Raw genomic sequence first — 23,947 nt, 5'->3', positions numbered from 1 at the left:
GGTCGCGGAGCGACGCCCGGTATCGTCAAACTAGCAACACTGTAATCAATGGATCACACTCAGCCGCCGTTTACTCAGAACGGTATAGGCTTTCCAGATGTCGGGTGTTGTTCGGTAAGATCTCCGTCGACTCTGAGCACAAATTTGGTCATGGCCTTTCCGTCAGGTCGAAAGGTCGTCAATCAGCGGATTAGGCTTGGCGAACCGCTTCAATTCAGCCTGATCGCTAATTGTGATGCGGATGCCGTCCACCGTCACGCCATAGGGCTGTAGCGCCTTGAAGGCACGGCTGAGGTTTTCGGGGGTCATGCCCAGGATCGACGCCAGGTGGCGTTTCTCAAACTCGAGTTCGAACACCGCCCCGCCGTCCGCATTGCGTTGTTGGGTGAGCAAGTAGTTCGCGAGCCGTTCCAACGAGGTTCTGAGCTTGAGACCTTTCTGAGCCTTGACGACCGTGCGGTAGCATTGCGCAAGCTCGGTCACTATGGCCCGGGCGAAATCACCATCGACATCGAAGATCGCGCGTACATCCTGACTTGGGATCAGCGCGATGCGGCTTTTCTCGAGTGTGCGGGCCGACATCAGGTAGGGCGCGTCCTTGATCGTGGCGGCAAGGATAAAAGTCGAGACGGGCCGCACGGTTGTCATGCTGGTCTCTCTGCCGTTCCATGTCGAGAAAAGATCGACCGAGCCGGACAGGGTGACATGCAGGAAATCGCTCGGTTCGCCCTCGGTAATCAGGTCGATGCGAGCCGGAAAATTCTGAACGTAGGCACCACGCATCAACGCGGCGAAATGTGCATCCCGCATGCCCTGGAAGAGATGGAGGCGCTTTATCTCCGGATAATACGAGTCTGGCATCTCTGTGCGCACTTGTCATCCTGCCGACCAATAACGCAGGAAAAATTGATAAATGTCAAGACAGCGCTTGGCTCATATGCTTTTTATCATTGCGCTTTTTGCCCTGCGGCTTTGGCTGATTTTGCCAAGCGATTTATTTCGCTGCGTTTCGCCGAGGAATTGACTCAAATCAACTCACGTTAACTTTTCCGCCTGCAAATGTCGCACCGATCCCTTCCATGGGTGAGGCCGTATTTCTTTGCCGGAGAACCAACATGCAGACCGTAGCCACAGCCTCCCGCGCAGATCAGAACCGCGCGCTGGGCCTGAGCACGATCGCCTTTACCGCCTGTTTCGCAGTCTGGACGATCTTTTCCATCATCGGGGTCGCGATCAAAACCGAGCTCGGTTTGAACGATACGCAGTTCGGCCTGCTGGTGGCGACGCCGATCCTGACCGGGTCCGTGACCCGCCTGTTCCTGGGCGTGTGGACCGAGAAATACGGCGGACGGCTCGTCTTTTCGGGGCAGATGATCCTGACGGCGCTGGCGACCTGGGCGCTGACGCTGGCGGATAGCTACATCATGTATCTGATCGCGGCACTGGGCATCGGTCTGGCAGGTGGGTCCTTCATCATCGGCGTGGCCTATGTGAGCCGCTGGTATGACGCGGGCCACCAGGGCACGGCGCTGGGCATCTTCGGGGCCGGCAACGTCGGGGCCGCGGTGACCAAGTTCATCGCACCCTTCATCATGGTCGCCTATGGCTGGCACGGGGTCGCCTATGTCTGGGCCGCGGGGCTGGCCGTGATCGGCGTGCTGTTCTACATCCTGGCCAAGGACGACCCCGAGTTGGTCGAGCGGCGCAAGGCCGGCACCAAGGCCCCCTCGCTGGCGGAGCAGTTCGCGCCGCTGAAGAACCTCCAGGTCTGGCGGTTCTCGCTGTATTATTTCTTCGTCTTCGGTGCCTTCGTCGCGCTGGCGCTGTGGATGCCGCATTACCTGATCGACGTCTACGGGATCGACGTGCGCTTTGCCGGGATGGCGGCCGCGTCCTTCAGCCTGTCGGCGTCGCTGTTCCGGGCCTATGGCGGGTTCCTGTCCGACAAGTTCGGCGCGCGCGCGGTCATGTACTGGACCTTCGGCTTCAGCCTGCTGTTCCTGTTCATGCTGTCCTACCCGCCGACAGAATACACGATCATGGCCAAGGACGGTCCAATCGTCTTCTCGACGAGCATGGGGCTCTGGCCGTTCATCGCGACTTTGTTCGCGCTGGGCTTCTTCATGAGCTTGGGCAAGGCGGCGGTGTTCAAGCATATCCCGGTCTACTATCCGCGCCACGTGGGTGCGGTCGGGGGCCTGGTCGGCATGATCGGGGGGCTTGGCGGTTTTGTCCTGCCGATCACCTTCGGCGCGCTTCTGGACCTCACCGGCATCTATACCTCGTGCTTTGCGCTTCTGTTCGTGCTGGTCGCGGTCTCGCTGGCGTGGATGCACCTTTCGGTGCGCTCGATGGAGCGCGCGGCGCATGGTCAGGCCCTCGACCAGCTGCCGCAACTGCCGGAGATGAAGGAGATCCACGACTCCGCACATATCGCCACCCCGCGCGTGTTGCAGGACTGGCAGCCCGAAGATCCGAAATTCTGGGAAGAGAAGGGTCGCGCCATCGCGCGACGCAACCTCTGGATCTCGATCCCGGCGCTGCTGCTTGCCTTCTCGGTCTGGATGGTGTGGTCGGTCGTCGTCGCGCGGCTGCCCGCGATCGGCTTCGACTTCACGCCGGGTCAGCTGTTCTGGCTGGCGGCGCTGCCGGGCCTGTCGGGTGCGACGCTGCGGATCTTCTACAGCTTCATGGTGCCGATCTTCGGCGGGCGACTCTGGACGACGCTTTCGACCGCATCGCTGCTACTGCCCGCGATGGGTATCGGATACGCGGTGCAGAATCCCGACACGCCCTACCTGATCTTCCTCGTGCTCGCGCTGCTGTGCGGCTTCGGCGGTGGCAACTTTGCCTCGTCGATGGCGAATATCGGCTACTTCTTCCCGAAAGCGGAGAAGGGCAATGCGCTCGCGTTGAACGCGGGACTGGGCAACCTGGGCGTGTCGGTCATGCAGTTCGTCGTGCCGCTCGTCATCACGGCGGGCGTGTTCGGCGCGCTGGGCGGGCAACCGCAGGTCATGTCCGACGGCGGAGAGCTGTGGATGCAGAACGCAGGCTTTGTCTGGGTGCCCTTCATCCTCGCGGCCACAATCGCCGCGTGGCTGGGCATGAACGACATCGCCGATGCGCGCGCCAGCTTTGCCGATCAGGCGGTGATCTTCGGGCGCACTCACAACTGGCTGATGTGCATCCTCTACACGGGCACCTTCGGCAGCTTCATCGGCTATTCTGCGGGCTTCCCGTTGCTGACGAAGCTCGCCTTCCCCGAGGTCAACGCGCTGAACTACGTGTTCCTCGGCCCGCTCGTCGGGGCGCTGAGCCGCGCCGCGACCGGCTGGGTCAGCGACCGCTTCGGCGGCGGGCGGGTCACGTTCTGGACTTTCGCCTCGATGATGGTCGCCACGTTCGGGGTGATCTTCTTCCTCGGGGTCGGATCGTTCGTCGGCTTCTTCGCCTGTTTCATGGCGCTGTTCTTCCTGACCGGCGTGGGCAACGCATCGACGTTCCAGATGATCCCGGTGATCATGGGCCGCGAAGTGCCGCGCCTGATGCCGCAACTGGGCAGCGAACAGCTCAAGCGGCAGATCGGGATGGAATCCGGCGCGATCGTGGCCTTCACCTCGGCGATCGCCGCCTATGGCGCGTTCTTCATCCCCAAGGCGTACGGTACATCCATCGCGATGACCGGCTCGGCCGTGGGGGCGCTCTGGGGGTTCCTGATCTTCTATGCGATCTGCGTCGTGATCACCTGGGCCGTCTACACCCGTCGGGGCGGCCTGCTCCATGACATCGAGCGCGGGCGCGCCCCGGCCCGTCCCGCCGCACAGCCGGCACAATGATCCAACCGAATTCCCGGGCGGCGCGCATCGCCGCCCTGACCCAGACATCTGAAAGGACAGCAAGATGAGCCATCTGCTCGACAGACTTAACTTCTTCCGCAGCAAGGAGCTGGAGAAATTCTCGGACGGTTGGGGTCAGACCACCCGCGAGAATCGCGACTGGGAGGACACCTACCGGAACCGCTGGCGCCACGACAAGGTCGTGCGCTCGACCCACGGGGTGAACTGCACCGGCTCGTGTTCGTGGAAGATCTACGTCAAGTCCGGCATTGTCACTTGGGAGACGCAGCACACCGACTATCCGCGCACCCGCGCCGGGCTGCCCAACCATGAGCCGCGCGGCTGTGCGCGCGGTGCCTCCTACAGCTGGTATCTCTATTCCGCGAACCGGGTGAAGAACCCGCTGATCCGGGGCGCCCTGATGCGTGCCTGGCGCAAGAAGCGCGAGACGATGACGCCGGTCGCCGCCTGGGAAGCGATCCAGAACGACCCCAAGCTGCGCGCCTCCTACACCAAGACCCGCGGCAAGGGCGGGTTCGTACGGGCAAGCTGGGACGAAGCGACCGAGATCGTCACCGCCGCGAACGCCTATACCGCCAAGACCTGGGGCCCGGACCGTGTGTTCGGCTTTTCGCCGATCCCGGCCATGTCGATGGTCAGCTATGCGGCGGGCTCGCGCTATCTCAGCCTGATGGGCGGAACCTGCATGTCGTTCTACGACTGGTATTGCGACCTGCCACCGGCCAGCCCGCAGACCTGGGGCGAGCAGACGGACGTGCCCGAGAGCGCCGACTGGTACAACGCGGGCTTCCTGATGCTCTGGGGCTCGAACGTGCCGCAAACCCGGACGCCGGACGCACATTTCTATACCGAGGTCCGCTATCGCGGGACCAAGTCCGCCGTGGTCAGCCCCGACTATTCCGAGGCGGCCAAGTTCGGCGATATCTGGCTGAACCCGCAGGCCGGGACCGACGCGGCGCTGGCGATGGCCATGGGCCACGTGATCCTGCGCGAATACCACCTCGACCGGCAGGTCGAGTATTTCGAGGAATATGCCCGCAAATACACCGACATGCCGATGCTTGTGCGCCTCGACGAGATCGACGGCAAGCTCGTCCCGGGCCGTATGCTGCGCGCGGAGGATTTCGACGACAAGCTCGGCGAGACCAACAACCCCGACTGGAAAACCGTCGCCTATGACGAGACCGGCGACAAGATCGTGGCGCCGAACGGCTCGATCGGGTTCCGCTGGGGCGAAGAGGGCAAGTGGAACCTCGAGGAGGTTGCGAAGGGCAAGAAGGCAAGCCTGCGCCTGAGCCAGATCCTCGAGGAACATCACGACGAGGTGGTTGGCGTCGATTTCCCCTATTTCGGCGGCGCGGCCACGGGCGATTTCGTTAAATGCGATCACCCCGAGATCCTGACGCGCAATATTCCCGCGCGTCGCGTCACCCTTGCCGACGGCAAGGAGGTGCTTGTCGCCACGGTGTTCGACCTGTTCTGCGCCAACTACGGCCTGGATCGCGGCCTTGGCGGTGACTGGGTGTCCAAGAATTTCGACGACGACAGCCCCTACACCCCCGCCTGGGCCGAGAAGATCACCGGCGTCGAGCGCGAAAAGATCATCGCGGTGGCCCGTGAGTTCGCCAGCAACGCGGAAAAGACCCATGGCAAGTCCATGGTCATCCTCGGGGCCGGTCTGAACCACTGGTATCACATGGACATGAACTATCGCGGGATCATCAACATGCTGGTGATGTGCGGGTGCATCGGCCAGGAGGGTGGCGGCTGGTCGCACTATGTCGGGCAGGAGAAACTGCGCCCGCAGACCGGCTGGCAGCCGCTGGCCTTTGCGCTGGACTGGAACCGTCCGCCGCGGCACATGAACTCGACCAGCGCGTGGTATGCCCATACCGACCAGTGGCGTTACGAGACGCTGCGCGCGGGCGAGATCCTGTCGCCCACGGCACCCGAGGGCGATTGGGATATCTCCCTGATCGACTACAACATCCGCGCCGAGCGGATGGGCTGGCTGCCCTCGGCTCCGCAGCTCAAGACCAACCCGCTGGAGGTGGCCAAGGCCGCGAAGAAGGCCGGCAAGGAGATCCCCGCCTATGTCGCCGAACAGCTCAAGTCCGGTGCGTTGCAAATGTCCTGCGAGGATCCGGATGCGCCGGAGAACTGGCCGCGCAACCTGTTCGTGTGGCGCTCGAACCTTCTGGGCTCGAGCGGCAAGGGGCATGAGTATTTCCTCAAGCACCTCCTGGGCACGGCGCATGGCGTGATGGGCAAGGATCTGGGCGAGGAAGGCGGCGTGATGCCGAAAGAGGCCGTCTGGCACGACGAGGCGCCCAAGGGCAAGCTCGACCTGCTGGTGACGATCGATTTCCGCATGTCCACCACCTGCGTCTATTCCGACATCGTGCTGCCCACGGCAAGCTGGTACGAAAAGGACGATCTGAACACGTCCGACATGCACCCGTTCATCCACCCGCTTCAGGCGGCGGTGGACCCGGCCTACGAGAGCAAGTCCGACTGGGAGATCTTCAAGGCGCTGGCGAAGAAGTTCTCGGAGGTCGCGCCCGAGGTGCTGGGTGTCGAGACCGACATCGTGCAGCTTCCGCTGTTGCACGACACGCCAGGCGAGCTTGCCCAGGCGCATGTGAAGGACTGGAAGAAGGGCGAATGCGACCTTGTCCCCGGCAAGACCGCGCCGAACTACATCGCGGTCGAGCGGGATTATCCGAACCTCTACAAGAAGTTCACCTCGGTCGGTCCGCTTCTCGAGAAGCTCGGCAATGGCGGCAAGGGGATCACGTGGAAAACCGAGGAGGAAGTGCAGGGCCTGCGCGATCTCAACGGCGAGGTTCTGGACGAAGGTGTCTCCAAGGGGCAGCCGAAGCTGGATACCGCCATCGACGCCTGCGAGATGATCCTGATGCTGGCGCCCGAGACCAACGGCCATGTGGCGGTCAAGGCGTGGGAGGAGCTGGAGAAACCCACCGGCCGGGAACACGCGCATCTGGCCGAGGGCGAGCATCACAACAAGATCCGGTTCCGCGACATCGCGGCGCAACCGCGCAAGATCATCTCGTCGCCCACATGGTCGGGCATCGAGAGCGAGAAGGTCAGCTACAACGCGGGCTATACCAACGTGCACGAGCTGATCCCCTGGCGCACCCTGACGGGGCGTCAGCAGCTCTACCAGGATCACCTGTGGATGCGCGCGTTCGGCGAGGGCTTCGTGAGCTACCGCCCGCCGGTGGACCTCAAGACCATCACCAAGGCCGTCAACAACGACGCGGCCGAGGGCAGCCCGCATGTGGTGCTGAACTTCATCACGCCCCACCAGAAATGGGGGATCCACAGCACCTATACCGACAACCTGCTGATGCTCACGCTCAACAGGGGCGGGCCGGTGGTCTGGATGTCCGAGGTGGACGCGCAGAAGGCCGGGCTGGTCGATAACGACTGGGTCGAGGCCTACAACATCAACGGCGCGCTGACTGCGCGCGTGGTGGTGAGCCAGCGGATCAAGCAAGGCACGCTGTTCATGTATCACGCGCAGGAAAAGATCGTGAACACGCCCGGTTCGGAAAAGACCGGCAATCGCGGCGGCATTCACAACTCGGTCACGCGTGCCACGCTCAAACCGACGCACATGATCGGCGGCTACGCGCAGCTGTCCTACGGGTTCAACTACTACGGTACCGTGGGCAGCAACCGCGACGAATTCGTGATCGTGCGCAAAATGAAGAAGATCGACTGGCTGGATCAGCCCGCAACTGGAAAAGTGGAGGCCGCGGAATGAGAGTTCGTGCGCAAATCGGCAAGGTTCTCAACCTCGATAAATGCATCGGGTGCCACACCTGCTCAGTCACCTGCAAGAACGTCTGGACCAGCCGCGAAGGCGTGGAATACGCGTGGTTCAACAACGTCGAGAGCAAGCCGGGGCTGGGCTATCCCACGGATTGGGAAAACCAGAAACGCTGGAACGGCGGCTGGACACGCTCGGCGAGCGGCAAGCTGCATCCCACGCAGGGCAGCAAGTGGCGGATCCTGGCGAATATTTTCGCCAACCCGTCCATGCCAGAGATCGACGATTATTACGAGCCGTTCGATTTCGACTATGACCACCTGAAATCAGCGCCGGATATGAACGCCTTTCCGTCGGCGCGTCCGCGCTCGAAGATCACCGGCGAGCGGATGGAGAAGATCGAGAAGGGGCCGAACTGGGAGGAAATCCTGGGCGGTGAATTCTCGAAGCGCTCACAGGACTACAACTTCGAGAACGTGCAAAAGGAAATCTATGGAGAGTATGAAAGTACCTTCATGATGTACCTGCCGCGCCTGTGCGAGCATTGCCTCAACCCGACCTGCGCGGCCTCGTGCCCGTCGGGCGCGATCTACAAGCGCGAGGAGGACGGCATCGTCCTGATCGACCAGGAGAAATGCCGCGGCTGGCGGATGTGCGTGTCGGGCTGCCCCTACAAGAAGGTCTATTACAACTGGGAAAGCGGGAAGTCCGAGAAATGCACCTTCTGCTATCCGCGCATCGAATCCGGCAACCCGACCGTCTGCTCGGAAACCTGCGTGGGGCGCATCCGCTATCTCGGTGTGATCCTCTATGACGCCGACAAGATCGAGTCGGCGGCGAGCGCCGAGCGCGAAACCGATCTTTACGGTGCGCAGCTCGACGTGTTCCTCGATCCCAACGACCCCGAGGTGATCGCGGCGGCCCGCCGCGACGGTGTGCCGGAAGACTGGATCGAGGCGGCGAAGGTCAGCCCGATCTGGAAGATGGCGATGGACTGGAAGGTCGCCTTCCCGCTGCACCCCGAGTACCGGACGCTGCCGATGGTGTGGTATATCCCGCCGCTGTCGCCGATCCAGAACGCTGCACAGGCCGGACAGATCGCGATGCGCGACCAGATGCCGGACGTGCGAAGCCTGCGCATTCCGGTGAAATACCTTGCCAACATGCTGACCGCCGGCGACGAAGAGCCAATCGTCCATGCATTGGAGCGCATGTCAGCCATGCGCCTCTACATGCGCGCGCTCAGCGTCGATGGTGTGCGTGACGAGGCGATCGCCGCCCGCGTCGGCATGTCCGGCCGGGTGATCGAGGACATGTACAAGATCATGGCGATTGCCGATTACGAAGATCGTTTCGTAATCCCAACAGCGCATCGCGAACAGACCGAGTCAGGCGCCGACATACGCGGCGGCTGCGGGTTCACAGACGGCAATGGCTGCTCCACCGGCGAGACGGGCAAAACCAGCCTGTTCGGCGGCAAGAAGAAGTCCTTTGCCCTCCCACAGGAGACATTCTGATGATGGACCGAACTCTCAAGGCGCTGTCGCTGACCCTCAGCTATCCCTCCGCCGAGCTTCAGGGCGCCATGCCCGAGATCGGGGCCGTGTTCGGGGCCGATCCGCGGATCGCGCCGGACACGAAGGCCGCGCTGCAGGCGCTGGCGGACAGTGTGGCGCAGGGCGATCTCTACGACCTGCAGGAAAGCTATGTCATGCTGTTCGACCGGTCGCGCACGCTGTCGCTCAACCTCTTCGAGCACGTGCATGGCGAAAGCCGGGACCGGGGCGGCGCGATGGTCAGTCTGCTCGAGACCTACCGCGAGGGCGGGTTCGAGCCCGCCACCACGGAACTGCCGGATCACCTGCCGGTGCTTCTCGAATTCCTGGCCTCGCGCCCGGCGTCCGAGGCACGGGAGATACTGGCAGACGCGGCGCATATCCTCGACGCCCTGAGCACGCGGCTCCTGCGGCGCGAGAGCGGGTATGCCGCGGCGTTTACCGCGCTGTTGCAGATCGCCGGCAGCCGGGCCGACGCCGGGGCGGTGGCCGACATGCTGGCACAGCCCGATGACGACCCCACCGACCTAGAGGCGCTGGACGCGGTCTGGGAGGAAACCGAGGTCACATTCGGTCCCGACCCGAACGCCGGCTGTCCGCAAGTTCGCGACATGCTGGCTCAAATTGACACACCGGCGCGCAGCTTGAAGCCGGCGCCCGCCGCATCGAACAGGAGCGCATGACATGTTCCCCAATCTCGACATCGACTTCATCATATTCGGGATCATGCCTTATGCGGCGCTGACCGTTCTCGTGGTCGGGTCAATCGCGCGCTATGACCGTGACCCCTTCACTTGGAAAAGTTCGTCCAGCCAACTGCTGCGCCGCAAGCAGTTGTTCTGGGGCTCGATCCTGTTTCACGTCGGCATCATCATCGTGTTCTTCGGCCATCTCATCGGCCTGTTCACGCCCGTCTGGGTGCTGGACGCGATCGGTGTGCCCTATTGGATCAAGCAGTGGATGGCCGTCATCATAGGCGGGCCGGCCGGTATCGTCGCGCTCGTCGGCTCGACCCTGCTGCTGCATCGCCGGCTGGTTGATCCACGCATCCGCATCACCTCGAGCTTTGCCGATATCGGCATCATGGTCCTGATCTGGCTGCAACTCGTGATTGGCCTGTTGACGATCACGCAGACCCTTCAGCACATGGATGGGGCCGAGATGGTCCGCTTCATGAACTGGTCGCAGAGCATCGTGACCTGGAACGTCAACGCCTGGACAACCATGGTCGACGTTCACTGGCTCTACCGGCTGCACATCTTCCTGGGCCTGCTGATCACTGCACTCTTCCCCTTCACGCGGCTGGTTCACATGATCTCGGGTTTCGCGGCCCCGTTCCGCTATCTTCTGACGCGGCCCGGATATCAGATCGTGCGCTCGCGACGCCGCCGCTCGCTCGAGGAACGACGCCGGGCCTTCGATGCCCGCCAGGGCACGACCCGCCCCCCGACCACCACAGCGGCGGAGTGAGCGCGATGAACAAGGCACTTTTCCCAGATGTCGTGGTCAACGGCGAAACCATCTCCTCGGCGGCGATCGCCGCCGAGGCCCAGAACCACACCGCTCCCCGCGGCAAGCCCGGTATGGCCTGGCGCAAGGCGGCTCAAGCGCTGACCATCCGCGCGCTGCTGTTGCAGGAGGCGAAACGGCGCGGTTTGGCGCCCGACCCGGTCGAATTGGCTCCGGGGCGGTTCGAGACCGAGGACGAAGCCCTGATCCGTGCGCTTCTGGACGAGGCACTGAGCATCGCGCCCATCACTGAGGAGGCAATCCTGGCCGAATGGGCCAAGGACCCGGAGCGCTTCCGCTCGGCCCCGCTGTGGGATGTCTCGCATATCCTGTGTGCTTGCGATCCGCGCAATGAGAAGGAGCGGGCCGTGGCCGAGACAAGAGCCAAAGCCATCTTGGGAAGGCTGGATGGCGATGCCAAGGGCTTTGCCGAGGCCGCGAGTGAAAGCGATTGCGGATCGAAAACCTCGGGTGGATATCTGGGGCAACTGGGTCCGGGCGACACCGTGCCCGAATTCGAGGCAACGCTGCGGACGCTGCCCGACGCGGGCATGACCCAGACGCCCGTGCTCTCGCGGCATGGCTGGCATATCATCCGGCTGAATGCCACCGCACTGGGGCAGGTGCTGCCTTATGATATCGTTCGACCCAAGATCGTTCAGGCACTGGAGAAGGCAGCCTGGGCGCGGGCGTCGCGCGAGTTCATCGAGAACCTGGCTCAGGGGGCGCAGATCCGGGGCGCAAGTCTTGAGCCGATCTGAACCTGAGCAGGATGTCGAGAAAGCAGTCGGGTCTCAGGTCAACGCCCTTCCGGCTCACACGCCTATTGCTCCCGGAACGCGCGCCCCATGCTGTCGACGACGGGTTTCATGATATATTGTGCGAATGTCCGTTCCTCGGTCTGTATCATGATCTGCGCGGGCATTCCCGGGGTCGGCGAGAAGCCCCGGACTCGTTCCAGTTCCTGCGGCGGAACCGAAATTCGAGCGAGATAGATCTCCTGCGGCACGTCCTGGCTTCGATCGACGATGGCGTCGGCGGAAACATAATAGACCTCGCCCTCAAGGACCGGCGTGGTCCGGGCGTTGAGGGCCGTGAGGTTGACCGTGGCCTTCTGGCCCTTGCGAACCACGTCGATCTCGGTGCGCGGAATGCTGGCTTCGATGATGAGAGGCTCGCCACTGGGCAGGATCTCGGCTATGGCCTTGCCGCTTTCGATCACACCGCCGGCAGTGTGATAATGCAGGCTGACGATGGTTCCCGTCACCGGAGCCAGAACTTCTGACCTCCGGAGCACGTTTTCCGCCTGCCTTGCCTGTTCGCGCACACTTTCGAGTTCGGCCTGAACGGCCTGAAGCTCGTCCAGCGCGATCTTCCGGCGCTCACTTATCGTCTGCGCGATCTGGGCTTCGTAGCGGCGCGTGACCTCGACGATCTCGTTTACTTCGGCATCAAGCCGTCCCACCTGCCCCTCGGCTTCGGCGATGGCGCGCAAGATGGCGTTCACGGCCGGCTTCCGCACGAGGCCCTTGTCCAGGAGGATCTGCTTGTCGGCGAGATCGTCCCGGAGAATTTCGAGTTGTGTCTGGGTCGAGACGCGCTGCTGTTCGTAGCCCGCCGACCGGACTCGAAGCGCCTCGATGCTCTGGGTGAGGAGGGCGAGGTCGTTTTTCAATTGCTGCGTGGCCGCCTCGAACGTGATCCTTTGCGCGTCGAGCATCGCCGCGACATCGTAATCAGCGCGCAATCGTTCGATCCGAATCGGGAAGGACAGCAGTTCCGCACCCTTATGTTGGGCCAGGAGCCGCGCCTCCATCGCCTCGAGCCGCACCTGGCGCAGGAAAAGCTCGCGCTCCACGGCCAGTGCAGCGGTTTCGTCGAGGGTTAGAATGGGTTGTCCAGCGGTGACGGCATCTCCTTCTGCGACGAGGATGGCTTTTATGATGCCGCCTTCGAGATGCTGCACGATCTTGTTGCGCCCGGTCGCAACGAAACTCCCCTGCGCGATCACCGCAGCGGCAAGCGGCGCACGAAAAGCCCAGAGGCCAAATCCACCGAAAGTAATGGCGAAAAGCATGAGGCCGAATACGATATGTTTGGCGACCGATCGGGGAACTTCATCATACCATTGGGCTTCTTGCGGATGGATCGTGACTTCGGTCATAGGATCTGCCCTCCGTTCCCACCGTTGCCGTCTGGCAGGTTACCCGCGCCGTTTCCGCCCGATCCCGGTGGCAGGTTGCCTCCGCTGTTACGCGCGGCGAGTTGCTGAAGCACCTGCTGACGGTGTCCGAAAAGCGCAATGTTGCCATCGGCGAGCAGCATGATCTTATCGACGACGCCAAGTAGCGATGGCTTTTGCGTGATGACGACGACGGTGATTCCGTGTTCACCCGCGTGTCTGATTGCGTTCGCGAGCGCCCTGTCCCCGTTCGTGTCGAGGTTCGAGTTCGGTTCGTCGAGAACAAGGAAACGCGGGTTCCCGAAAAACGCGCGGGCCAGCGCGATACGCTGCTTCTGTCCGCCGGAAAGAGGCGAGCCGTCGGCGGCCACGATGGTTTCATAGCCGTGGGGAAGCATCGCGATCATGTCATGCACGTCGGCGAGCTTCGCGGCGTGATAGATGTCCTCGTCCCGTGCATCCATGCGCATCCGGGCGATGTTCGCCTTGATGGTCCCCGGAAAGAGCTGCACATCCTGCGGCAGGTAGCCGATGTTTTCGCCCAGCTGTCGCGGATCCCAGTTGCGCAGATCCATCAGATCGAGCCGCACATTGCCCGAGGTCGGCAGAATCGACCCGACGAGCATCTTTCCCAAGGTGGTCTTGCCCGCGCCGGAATTGCCGATGACGGCAAGCGACTCTCCCGGCTCGAGGCCGAAGGTCAGCCCGTTCAGGATCACCTGCTTGGTTCCGGCCGGAACATAGAGCAGCCGCTCGACGTTCACGCGGCCTTCGGGGTTGGGCAGGTTGAGCTTTTCGTATTGCTGAACGGAACTGTGCATGAGTTTCTTCACCCGGTCGAAAGCCGAGCGCGAAAGCAGAAATCCGTTCCACCCCTCGATCGACCCCTCGATCGGCGCCAGTGCACGGCCGGCAATGATTGACGCGGCAATGACCATGCCCCCGGTGATTTCGCCCTGGATCGCCAGGTAGGCCCCCCAACCCAGCATCGCGACCTGGGTGAGAAGGCGGGCCGCGCGCGAGACCGCGGCCCAGACGATGTTGCGATCCTGCGCGCGCACCTGCGCCGTCAGGGATTGCGCCGTATCGCGCCCCCAGAGCGCCACTGCTTCAGGGACCATGGCCAGCGCATTGATGATCTGGCTGTTTCGCGACATCGAATCGAGGTGCATGTTGGCCTTGCTCTGCGCGACATTGGCCGCGGCAAAGGGTTTTTCCGTGGCCTTCTGGTTGATGAGCGCGATCACCATCAGCAGCAACGCGGTAAGCACGACGATCATTCCCAGATGCGGGTGAACAAGGAATATCGCCAGGATGAACAGGGGGGCGAAAGGAACGTCCAGAAAGGAGATGAGCGTGCCGGACGTGAGAAAACCGCGCAATTGCTGCAGATCGCCGAGTGTTTGGTACTGGCGGCCGTTATCCTGAAGCGAGGCATGGGCTGCCGCACTCAGCACGGGCGACCCGAGACGCACCGCCACCTCGACCGCGGTCCGCATCAGGATGAACCGCCGCACGGCATCGAAGATCGCCTGAAGGACGACCGCGCCTACGATCACGATGGTCAGCATGATGAGCGTATCCAGTGACCTGCTCGTGAGCACGCGGTCGGAAATCTGGAAGAGATATATCGGGATAGCCAGCACGAGCATGTTCGTGGCGAAGGTCAGGACCATCACGAAGCTGAGATTCCGACGGACGATTCCGACGCCCTTGTTGAGATGCCGGACGAAATGGTCCGGGCCGGCCCGCTTGTGAAACTTCGGTGTTCCGCCGCCTCCGCCTCCACCGCGATTGCCGCCACCACCGACTGGTGGTTTGCCTCCATCCGCCGACTTGAGGATCGGGCCGGTCTCACCCTCGATCTGCGTGCCACCAAGTCCCTTTGCGCCCAACCCTTTGGACATCGGCTCTCTGTCGTCATTCACGCGCATTTCGGGGGCTAGCGGCAATGGTTTCGCATCGGGCTTGCTGGCCGGGCGGGATCTCCGGCTTGAAAAATGACCATTCGCGAAGGACGGCGAGGCCGCGTCCATGGTGCCGAGGCCGATACTGTTGTCGTCCAGACTCATAAACTCAATCCTGTCAGGCTAACATTGTCTGCATTACGTCGGGCGAACTTGTGTCCTCTGGGGCCGTCGGACCGATGGGAGTGTCGAGCTCGTTGCAATCCGGCGTCAGCATGTCCTCGGCGAGGAAGAGCACCGCTTCGGATGCGAGGGCCGGAAGCGACACGCCTGTCGGGGAGGCGTCGGTGTCGATAAGCTCGGCCTGGTAAAGCAGGGCGTCGTCATAGACGTCGCCATCCACCAAAACGGTAGAGTCGGTTCCGTATTGGGTGATGCTGGCGAGGTTGATCAGCGCATTCGCGCCCCCGATCACCTCCAGCGTCGCGCCGGTGGCGTCCTCGAAATTCTCGAGCGCGAGATGCACCTGATCGGAATCGCCCAGAACGTTCGTCTGTTCGATCCAGTTGATCTGCGTCAGATCGCCCTCGATGTACAACACCCGAAGCAGGTCGGTTCCTTCGAAAAGACCGTCGTGCGCCACGTTTGCGCTCAGCGTCGTTCCGCCATCGGCCAATGTATCGGACGCGTCGGCGAAGTTGTCCTGCATCTCGGCATAGCTGTCGACACCCACCTGGAAGATGTTGGCAGCGTTGAACAGAAGATTGTCACCGAGTTCGATTCCGGTGGGAAAGTCGCCGGTGTAGCTGATCGAATCGTGATCCACCAAGATGTTCGTCTGGCTGATCCAGTTGATCGAGATCATCGCGCCGCCGACCATGATGAGGTCGTAGCCGAAGCCGATCTCGGTCAGCGCGGCCAGGTTCACGATCGTGTTGTCCCCGAGGCTGATGAAAGTCTTGGACTGGCCGAAGCCGATTTCGGCACGGTCATGATCCGTCTGGAAGCTGTACTGGTTGACATAGTTGTAGCTGACGAGGTCGCCGTTGACGCGTGTAACGACCCAGTTCGACGGCAGCCCTAGCGGCACATCCGCGTCTTCGGCGCCGGGATCGGCCGGAGCAGCCGTTGCCGCAAACTCGAGAAAGGCTCCGCTGATGGCTGCGGACGCCAGGGGCATCACGATCGCGGTCGCGTTCTGCTCGGACATCACGTTGACCTGCGAGATGACGTCGAGCTTGATCGCGTCGCCCATGACCGAAATGACCGGTGCATCCAGCCAACTGGTTATGATGGCGGTCTGATTGATCAGCGTGTTGCCGCCGGCGATGATGACATGGCCATCATCAAGACCGTGCGTGTAGGGCGCGGGATCGTCATCTTCGAGATCGCGAAAGGGATCGCCGGGCGGGTCCATCGCGTCATCTTCGGTTTGCTCCTTGCCGGCCTTGAGCTGGAGGTAGCCGGGCATCACGTCATCAAGCAGTGAGTGTTCTTCGACCTGCGCGCCGTTTTCATGCAGTCCATGGGCGTCTTCGCCGCGGGCGACCGTTTGCACGAGATGCGTGAGCGGGACGTCTTCAATCGCGCCGACATGATGATACAGCGCGACCGATTGATCGCTTGCGTCTTCGCCCGGCGTCACCGGATCGGAGGCGAGTGGAGCATTGATGGCGGTCGCGACGACCTCGGCGTTGCGCAGATCGGCGAGGAATGTGTCGGGATCCTCGAATGTGATGGCGCTTCCGGTCATGGAGAGAAAGTCGTCGTCATAAAGATACGCGACCTGAACCGTGACGACATAGACGCTGCTGGCCGGGTCGAGCGTGAGAATCCTCGTCACCAGCGTATTGGCGTCCACGACTGGGGCTCCTGTGCCTTAGAAAAATGGTGTTCCGGACCCGATGCTCACAGGAACGCCGAGGGCATAGACCGGCCCCAGGAAGGTCAATCCGAAAGGATCGAGACCCTCGCTAACGGGAGGCAGATCGGCGTATTCCAGGGCGGGCGTGTAATCTTTCAGTTGGTAGGGAGCGCGGAAGGTGATCTCCACGGCCTCGATGGGTTCACCTTCACGACCGGCTGCCTTGAGCATCTTGAATTTTTCGTAAACGTCCCGCATCCGCTCCTCTTCGAGCTGGATGTGGAACATTCCGATCATATGGGAGACTATTTCAGTCACCGTATCCATGGACATGGCAGCCTCGCATTCTAAAATTGCGGGTGCTCGCCTCGTGATCTTTTCTTTCTTTTATTGCGCCAAATCGTGGCGGTCGTTCTGAAAATCCGGTCTTGTTCAAGAAGGTTCCGGGACCGGCAAGGCCGGTCCCGGAGTTTTTTCACGGTAGCGGATCAAGCGCCGTCGCCATCATCACCGATGTAGCTCGAGCTAAACGAACCGCCCACGACCGTCATGTCGACGGAGTTGCCGAGCACGTTGGCACCTTGAACGATGGTCTGGTTGAACGCGTCGGTTTCGATCATCGACGCTGCCGAGGCATAGGATTCACCGGTAACATATCCATCGTCACCGTTGTGCGAGCCCCACATCCCGGCGTGACCGCCATCGCCGCCGCCACCGGCATATGCGTTGCCGGCCGCACCGCCGGCTCCGCCGCCAGCGTATACACCGCCGACATGGGCGTGGCCTCCACCGGCCGAGCCGGAGTTTCCACCCCAAGCCGCGGCAAGGCCGCCTGCCCCGCCATCGCCGCCGACCGCGGTGTTCGAGCCACCGTTGCCCGCTGCCATGTTGGCCGCGCCCGCGATCGCGCCGGCTGCGCCGCCGTCACCACCGTTGGCATTGCCCGAGGCACCGTGGCCGACACCGATTCCGGCAGCGCCCGACATTGCGCCGGCATGGCCGCCGTCGCCGCTGGCACCAAGGCCCGCACCCTGACCGACACCGAGGGCGTCCGCGTCCGAGTTGCCGGTCTCGCCGTTTTTCGCACCAGCCAGGCCGAGGTTCAGAAGACCGAGACCTGCGCCCAAGGCACCGGCGTCACCGGTGTTGGAGCTATCGGCACCCGCGCCCGCTGCGCCGACACCGGCACCGATGCCACCGGCATCGCCCGAGTCGCCACCGCCTGCGGCCGCACCGGAAAGACCAGTGCCACCGCCAAGGCCGGCCGCGATCGACGCCGCGTCGCCGCCGTTGCCTCCGATCGCACCAGCACCGGAGGATGCGCCGCCAAGACCAAGCCCGACACCGACAGCCGTGGCGCCCGCGCCGTGGCCGGCGTTACCACCGGTCGCACCTGCGTTGCCGCCGTGACCGCTGGCGCCGCCGTTGGCACCCGCCGCGCCGCCGATACCGAGGCCGCCAAGCGCCCCGCCACCGGTCGAATTGGCCGTGCCGCTGCCGCCGCCACCGTCAGAGTTGGCGTCGATGCCGTCTTCTGCACGGGCCGTCCCACCGTTGGAGTTGTTGGTCTGGTTCATCGTGCCGTTGTTGGACACGTGGGACAGGTTGTCATTGTCCGTGAGCTTGTTGCTCTGAACGTTGACCGTGCCGGAGTCGTTACCCTCACCACCGAGCGCATCGCTGAGAACCTTGCTCAGGTCCATGTCGTCGCCCGGGTTATAGTCGAGGTTCCCGTGGGCCATGATGAAGTCGCCGGCGGTCGAGTTGCTCAGGTCGATATCGGCGAAGTCGTCATCGGTCGGCTCCCAACCCGTCAGATCGAGATCCACATCCACATCCACGTCGGTCTTGGATTCGTTGATGTTTTTGTTGATGCTCTCGTTGTGGTTGACGTTGCCATTGGCGTTCAGGTTGCCGTTCAGGTTGCCATTGACGTTTCCGTTGGCGTTGACGTTCCCGTTGGCATTGGCGTTGCCATTGGCATTGGCATTGCCATTATGGTTCCCGTTGTGGTTCCCATTGGCGTTGCCGTTCCCGTTCAGGTTACCATTCCCGTTCAGGTTGCCATTGCCATTCAGGTTGCCGTTACCGTTCCCGTTCCCGTTGTGGTTGCCATTGTCATTGCCGTTCCAGCTTTCAGATGACTGATGCTGGCCTTGGCCCTGACCCTGTGCCTGAAGCGCGGCCTGAAGCTGCGCCTGAAGCTGGTCCTGGTCCTGGTCCTGGTCCTGGGACTGGCTGCCATGCCCGCCCCACCAGTTGCCGAAGTTGAAAATGTTTCTGCCACCACTCATTGCGGTATCTCCAAATTGGATATCCGCCGGATCGCAACTCTGTCATAAGCGATCATTGGTCGGATATTTGGGTTGAGGTTTATGAACAGGATGTCGGCCGATGCCGCATCCGGTCACAGTTCAGGTGTGTTTTCGTGATGATGTCCCCCCAAGTTCGAAGCCGGACGACTGAGTCGGACGAGGGCGCAGATGCCCCAATTTCGTTCTGAAAAAACGTTCGACGTGTCTGGCTGTTTTCAGACTGCCGCCATGAAATCCGACGACTTGATCATCGTGCGGAAACAAGCCTTCGCGTGATAGCCGGACAAAAGGTTAAGCCGCTTACGTGCCGTTAACTCGCGATTATGACGGGCTTTTCCCGTGTTCCGCGAAGAGCGGACTAATCCTTTGGCCTATGAAGAGCAGGGAATCACTGACCGTCCGGCCAGTGCCGCGCCTCGCCGGCAACGTCGCAAGTGGATTCTTCCCGCCATTTGTGTTAACCCTTTAGGTCCAAGTCACTGATGGTTGGCTGCAATTTTTGGGGAGGATTCAGCGAACGTTCGCCGCAAGGTTGGGGTGCGCGACGAACCTGGAATTATTGAAGTTCGTCGTTCTGGATAAGCGATTTTCGAGTTCGGCCGGTGGAAGGCCACGCGTGAGCACGAGAGCATATTATCTCTCGGACTCGTTCACCGAAACAATGATGCTCGAGCGTCGCACATGCTCCATGTTCGAATTTTCGAGGATCAATTTCATGATACACGATACGAAACGGGGAGAGACACAGGAGGATTTGGCGCTCTTCGTCGGCGGTCCGATGAGCTTTTCCGATACTGCCATCAGGTTGGTGGCCGAGACCATCCCGTATTTCGCCTTTCACAGGATCTCCGACTTGTCCGATCTCATGACGCTCGCGGCATCCGACACCGCGCATGTCCGCATCGTGATCGTCGATGAGCGGCTCGCCGAAGACTTGCAAACGACATTACCACAACTCGAAACGAAGTTCCCTCATGCGCATTTCTCGTTGGCATACCGCGATCCCTCTGTCGCGATGAGATTGATCAGGGAAACTGATCGCTATCCCGGATCGGAGCGGGTCGGCTTCCTGCCGATGAATGTCGGGGTAGATTGCTGGTTGTCGGTTCTGCGCCTGGTCGCGTTGGGCCAGCGATACTTCCCCTCCGAGCTGATCGACCGGACGCCGGAACCTGTCGTGCCCGCCCCGGCGCCGACAGCGCCCGAGGCGCAGGATGTCGGCCTGACGGTCCGCGAACGTGAGGTTCTCAGCGCTGCGGCCGAGGGCAAGCAGAACAAGCTGATCGCCGACGAGCTCGGCGTGTCGGAACACACGGTCAAGCTTCACATGCATCACATCATCAGGAAACTCGGAGTGAAAAACCGGACCGAAGCGACCATCTGGCATCTCGCGCAGGGCGCGTCCGGAATCAGGCAGTCATGACCGCCTCCGGGAAAGCGCCGGATTTCGAGTGCTTTCTGCTGCTCGTGGGAAAGTTGAACTATGCCTGGACCAACACCGAAAGCCTTCTGATCCATCTTATCGCGGGGCTTTCGGGAATGGACAAGGAAATCGCGACGGTGGTCTTCCTGACGCTCAACACCACGCGTGCCCGTATCGACATGGTCGAACGCTTGTCCAAGCTCGACCGGGTGAATTCGGAAGAGCGCAAGCGGATCCTGTCCCTCACGCAACGCATCATCCGTCAATCGGCGCTGCGAAATCGTTACAACCACTGCATCTACGCTTTCGACAAGGACGGCGGCAATCCACGAACGATCCTGATGCGGATCGCCGATCGCAAGGACAACTTGAAAATGGGCCAGATCAACGAGCTCGACGAAGACGCCGCCAAGGGGATCGAGAAGGCCATCAAGGAACTGGGCGAAATCAACAAGGACATCTGGAAAGCCATCGCGGATTACGGTTACCCGGCGTGATGTCCGGGATGCGCGCGACGGATCGCTCCGGTTCTCGCTCACCCTCTCTTGTCGGATCCTTGCCTTCCGGGACAATCGCGCGCCAATCCGCTGCCGTCTCTCCCGCGTCCTTCGGGGCCCTTCATGGCCAGATCCGCAAGGATCGGGCAATCGGGGCGTTGATCGCCGGCGCATTCGTCGACCAGATGCGCGAGCGTCGCCCGCATCTCTTTCAGCTCGGCGATCTTGCCGTCGATCCGCTCAAGGTGTTGCTCGGCGATCTCTTTCACCTCGGCACTGGTGCGGTGGTCGTCCTCGTAGAGCTTCAGAAGGTTGCGGCAATCCTCGATGCTGAACCCGAGTGCGCGGGCGCGCCCGAGAAAGGCCAGCTTGTGCACGTCGCTTTCACGGAAGCTGCGATAACCATTGGCGCTGCGCAGCGGCTTGACCAGTCCGATATCCTCGTAATAGCGGATCGTCTTGGCAGGCAGGCCGGACCGGTCCGCGACATCTCCGATATTCATCTCATGATCCTCCCTATTCAGCCGGCGCAGGGGACAGGCCGGCGGCGGGGCGAACCCGCTCGGCCTCGTCCATCGCGGGGGCGATGCGGCGCAGCCTGAGCGCGTTGGTCACCACGAAGACCGACGAAAGCGCCATCGCGCCCGCGGCCAGAACGGGCGACAGAAGCAGGCCGAATACCGGGTAAAGCACGCCCGCCGCCACGGGGATCAGCGCCACGTTGTAACCGAAGGCCCAGAACAGGTTCTGGCGGATGTTGCGCATCGTGAGGGTGGACACCCGGTAGGCATTCACCACGCCGCGCAAGTCCCCCGACATCAGCACCACGTCGGCCGATTCGATGGCCACATCCGTCCCGGTGCCGATGGCGATGCCCACATCCGCGTGCGCCAGCGCCGGGGCGTCATTGATGCCGTCGCCCACGAAGGCCACGTGGCCGCCCTCCCGCAGATCATCCAGCGCCGCGACCTTGCCATCGGGCAGAACGCCCGCGATCACCTGGTCGATACCGGTCTCGCGCGCGATCGCCTCGGCGGTCTCGCGCTTGTCGCCGGTGATCATGGCGACCTTCAGCCCCAGATCGTGCAGCGCCGCGATGGCTGCCGCGCTGGAGGGCTTCACCGGGTCGGCCACCGCGATCACCGCGGCCACGCGTCCGTCGATCGCAGCGAAGAGCGCGGTGCGGCCCTGTTCGGCAAGGCGTTTTTCCTCCTCGGCCAGCGCGCCGATTTCCAGGCCTTCGCGGGTCATCAACCGGTCGGCACCCACCAGCACGTCGCGGCCCGCCACGCGGGCGCGGACGCCGTGGCCGGTGATCGATTCAAAGCTTTCCACGTCATGTCGCGCCGTCGCTTCCGTGCGCGCCGCGCGGACAATGGCATCGGCTATGGGATGTTCCGACTGCTCCTCGACCGCCGCGACCAGCGCCAGAACCTCGGTCCGGTCGAACCCGTCAGCGAGCACCATGTCGGTCAGCTCAGGGCGGCCCTCGGTCACGGTGCCGGTCTTGTCGACGGCCACGAGGTCGACACCCGACAATTGTTGCAGCGCGTCGCCCTTGCGGAACAAGACCCCCATCTGCGCCGCGCGTCCGGTGCCAACCATGATCGACGTTGGTGTGGCGAGACCCATCGCGCAGGGGCAGGCGATGATCAGTACCGACACGCCGGCCACCAGCGCATAGGAGAGCGCGGGCGATGGACCCACCAGCAGCCAGACCAAGACCGTCAGCGCGGCAAAGACCATGACGGCCGGCACGAACCATAGCGTGATCCGGTCGACCATGCCCTGGATCGGCAGCTTGGCGCCCTGCGCCTCTTCGACCATGCGGATGATCTGGGCCAAGGTCGTGTCCGCGCCGATGCGGGTGGCGCGAAACTGGAATGCGCCGGTGCCATTGACCGTGCCGCCGGTGACTGGATCACCCACCGACTTCGCCACCGGAACCGGCTCGCCGGTGATCATGCTTTCATCGACATGGGCGCTGCCCTCGGTCACTTCGCCATCGACGGCGATCCGCTCGCCGGGGCGCACGACGAGGATGTCGCCGGTGCGGATCTGCTCGATGGCCACATCCTGCGGCTCACCGTCCACCATGACGCGCGCGGTGCGCGCCTGAAGTCCCAGCAGTTTCTGGATCACGGCCCCGGTGCGGCCCTTGGCGCGCGCCTCTATCCAGCGGCCCAGAAGGATCAGCACCACGATCACCGCGGCCGCCTCGAAATAGACGGCGCGCGCGGCGTCGGGCAGCAGATCGGGGGCGAACAGCGCCACCAGCGAATAGAGATAGGCCGCCGAGGTGCCGACCGCGACGAGGCTGTTCATGTCCGGCGCCCCCTTGAAGAGCGCAGGGAACCCCGTGGTATAGAAGGCCCGACCCGGCCATGCCAACACGATGGTGGTGAGCACGAACTGGATCATCCAACTTGCCTGATGCCCGATGGTGCGCCCGATCAACTCGTGCGCGCCCGGCACCACATGTGCGCCCATCTCCAGCAGGAAAACCGGTAAGGCAAAGGCGGCGGCCAGCGCGGTTTTTCGGGCCATCGCCCGGGCCTCATCGTCCTTGCGGGCGCTGCGATCCTCGGCGGCGGTCTCCTCTGCCGGTTGCGCCGGATAACCCGCCTCCTCCGCGGCCTTCAGCAGGTCGGCCAGCGCCACGGCGCCTTCGGCATAGGTAATCGTCGCGGTTTCCGAGGCCAGGTTGACGTTCACCTCGAGCACGCCGGGCACCGCCGCCAGCGCCTTGTCCGCCCGGCCGACGCACGACGCGCAGGACATCGAGGCCACGTTGAGACGCACGCTCTCGGTTCGCGCCGGATAGCCTGCCTCATCCAGCGCCGTCATCATGTCCGAAATCCGCTCCGGTGCATCGACCTGCGCCTGCACACTTTCGCTGGCGAGGTTCACGCTGACATCATCGACGCCGTCGAGCGCGGACAGGGTTCGCTCCACCCGCCCGACGCAGGAAGCGCAGGACATGTTCTGCACGGAAAGCCGAACGGTTCGAGGGACGGACATGACGGACTCCTAGATAT

The 23,947-nt window shown here is 62.7% G+C and carries 16 protein-coding genes; 8 read left to right on the top strand and 8 right to left on the bottom strand.

Annotation, left to right across the window (positions count from 1 at the left end):
• Positions 1 to 162: 162 nt before the first annotated feature.
• Positions 163 to 873 carry a helix-turn-helix domain-containing protein gene (locus tag K1T73_RS01980; protein WP_310794406.1) on the bottom strand — a complete coding sequence of 237 codons (711 nt, stop codon included), beginning with the start codon at positions 871 to 873 and terminating at the stop codon, positions 163 to 165.
• Positions 874 to 1,115: 242 nt separating this feature from the next.
• Here K1T73_RS01980 and K1T73_RS01975 point away from each other — a divergent pair, with 242 nt between their 5' ends.
• The 6 genes from K1T73_RS01975 to K1T73_RS01950 all read left to right on the top strand — a co-directional run bounded on the left by K1T73_RS01975 (position 1,116) and on the right by K1T73_RS01950 (position 11,482).
• Positions 1,116 to 3,839, top strand: a complete 2,724-nt coding sequence (locus K1T73_RS01975) for an MFS transporter (RefSeq protein ID WP_220602331.1) — start codon at positions 1,116 to 1,118, stop codon at positions 3,837 to 3,839.
• Between the two features lie 64 nt (positions 3,840 to 3,903).
• A complete protein-coding gene (locus tag K1T73_RS01970; protein WP_220602330.1) occupies positions 3,904 to 7,650 on the top strand; it encodes a nitrate reductase subunit alpha in 3,747 nt (1,248 codons plus the stop codon).
• The gene (gene narH, locus K1T73_RS01965) at positions 7,647 to 9,173 is read left to right on the top strand and encodes a nitrate reductase subunit beta (protein WP_220602329.1); all 1,527 of its coding nucleotides are present in this window, start codon (positions 7,647 to 7,649) and stop codon (positions 9,171 to 9,173) included. The genes K1T73_RS01970 and narH overlap by 4 nt, the downstream gene beginning before the upstream one ends.
• Positions 9,173 to 9,895: a nitrate reductase molybdenum cofactor assembly chaperone gene (narJ, locus tag K1T73_RS01960; protein ID WP_409077722.1), complete on the top strand. Its 723-nt coding sequence runs from the start codon at positions 9,173 to 9,175 to the stop codon at positions 9,893 to 9,895. The genes narH and narJ overlap by 1 nt, the downstream gene beginning before the upstream one ends.
• 1 nt (position 9,896) lies before the next feature.
• Positions 9,897 to 10,682, top strand: a complete 786-nt coding sequence (narI, locus tag K1T73_RS01955) for a respiratory nitrate reductase subunit gamma (protein ID WP_220602328.1) — start codon at positions 9,897 to 9,899, stop codon at positions 10,680 to 10,682.
• Positions 10,683 to 10,687: 5 nt separating this feature from the next.
• On the top strand, positions 10,688 to 11,482 hold the full coding sequence (locus K1T73_RS01950; protein ID WP_220602327.1) for a peptidylprolyl isomerase: 795 nt from the start codon (positions 10,688 to 10,690) through the stop codon (positions 11,480 to 11,482).
• Between the two features lie 62 nt (positions 11,483 to 11,544).
• On the opposite strand, the gene K1T73_RS01945 is transcribed toward K1T73_RS01950, so the two are convergent.
• The 5 genes from K1T73_RS01945 to K1T73_RS01925 all read right to left on the bottom strand — a co-directional run bounded on the left by K1T73_RS01945 (position 11,545) and on the right by K1T73_RS01925 (position 18,968).
• Complete coding sequence (locus K1T73_RS01945) at positions 11,545 to 12,885, bottom strand: HlyD family type I secretion periplasmic adaptor subunit (protein WP_220602326.1); 1,341 nt, start codon at positions 12,883 to 12,885, stop codon at positions 11,545 to 11,547.
• Positions 12,882 to 14,810: a type I secretion system permease/ATPase gene (locus K1T73_RS01940; RefSeq protein WP_259400415.1), complete on the bottom strand. Its 1,929-nt coding sequence runs from the start codon at positions 14,808 to 14,810 to the stop codon at positions 12,882 to 12,884. Before K1T73_RS01940 ends, K1T73_RS01945 begins: the two co-directional genes overlap by 4 nt.
• Before the next feature lie 178 nt (positions 14,811 to 14,988).
• A complete protein-coding gene (locus K1T73_RS01935; RefSeq protein ID WP_220602325.1) occupies positions 14,989 to 16,671 on the bottom strand; it encodes a type I secretion protein ATPase in 1,683 nt (560 codons plus the stop codon).
• 18 nt (positions 16,672 to 16,689) lie between these two features.
• Positions 16,690 to 17,007: a hypothetical protein gene (locus K1T73_RS01930; RefSeq protein WP_220602324.1), complete on the bottom strand. Its 318-nt coding sequence runs from the start codon at positions 17,005 to 17,007 to the stop codon at positions 16,690 to 16,692.
• Between the two features lie 155 nt (positions 17,008 to 17,162).
• Positions 17,163 to 18,968 carry a hypothetical protein gene (locus tag K1T73_RS01925; RefSeq protein WP_220602323.1) on the bottom strand — a complete coding sequence of 602 codons (1,806 nt, stop codon included), beginning with the start codon at positions 18,966 to 18,968 and terminating at the stop codon, positions 17,163 to 17,165.
• 736 nt (positions 18,969 to 19,704) lie between these two features.
• Here K1T73_RS01925 and K1T73_RS17800 point away from each other — a divergent pair.
• The gene (locus K1T73_RS17800) at positions 19,705 to 20,412 is read left to right on the top strand and encodes a helix-turn-helix transcriptional regulator (protein ID WP_259400414.1); all 708 of its coding nucleotides are present in this window, start codon (positions 19,705 to 19,707) and stop codon (positions 20,410 to 20,412) included.
• The gene (locus K1T73_RS01915) at positions 20,409 to 20,909 is read left to right on the top strand and encodes a hypothetical protein (protein ID WP_220602322.1); all 501 of its coding nucleotides are present in this window, start codon (positions 20,409 to 20,411) and stop codon (positions 20,907 to 20,909) included. The genes K1T73_RS17800 and K1T73_RS01915 overlap by 4 nt, the downstream gene beginning before the upstream one ends.
• A gap of 38 nt (positions 20,910 to 20,947) precedes the next feature.
• Here the strand turns inward: K1T73_RS01915 and cueR are convergent, their stop codons facing one another.
• Both cueR and K1T73_RS01905 read right to left on the bottom strand, forming a co-directional pair.
• A complete protein-coding gene (cueR, locus tag K1T73_RS01910; RefSeq protein ID WP_220602321.1) occupies positions 20,948 to 21,412 on the bottom strand; it encodes a Cu(I)-responsive transcriptional regulator in 465 nt (154 codons plus the stop codon).
• A 13-nt stretch (positions 21,413 to 21,425) separates the two neighbouring features.
• Positions 21,426 to 23,930, bottom strand: a complete 2,505-nt coding sequence (locus K1T73_RS01905) for a heavy metal translocating P-type ATPase (RefSeq protein ID WP_220602320.1) — start codon at positions 23,928 to 23,930, stop codon at positions 21,426 to 21,428.
• Between the last annotated feature and the right edge of the window lie 17 nt (positions 23,931 to 23,947).

Origin of the sequence: Roseovarius sp. SCSIO 43702, assembly GCF_019599045.1 — a bacterium.
In the GTDB taxonomy this organism is placed as follows: Bacteria; Pseudomonadota; Alphaproteobacteria; order Rhodobacterales; family Rhodobacteraceae; genus Roseovarius.
This window is presented reverse-complemented; position numbering and strand designations above follow the sequence as displayed.